The sequence below is a fragment of the Streptococcus oralis genome, from assembly GCF_001075875.1.
Taxonomy (GTDB): domain Bacteria; phylum Bacillota; class Bacilli; order Lactobacillales; family Streptococcaceae; genus Streptococcus; species Streptococcus oralis_I.
Window position 1 is genome coordinate 1 of sequence record NZ_JUOS01000191.1, and the last position, 211, is coordinate 211.

The window sequence follows — 211 nt, forward strand, 5'->3', positions numbered from 1 at the left end:
TTTCTCTTCAGAAACAACGTATTTCTCTGGTTGGAACTTAGGTTCTTCTGGAGGAGTTACTGTATTGTTGAACTCTTTATCTGCAATATCTCCAAGATTTGCCACAAGAGCTTTAGCTGTACCATCGTGTGAAACTGTGATGGTTACATTTGCTTTCATAGTATCGTATGTAACGGTTGCGTCTGTTCCAGCTACCTCTTCAACTGTGTAG

At 40.3% G+C, this 211-nt stretch carries 1 protein-coding gene; it reads right to left on the reverse strand.

Annotated elements, in window-relative coordinates; all coding sequences use genetic code 11:
• On the reverse strand, positions 1 to 211 hold a 211-nt coding region (locus ADM33_RS10095; RefSeq protein ID WP_049504959.1), incomplete at both ends, for a Spy0128 family protein.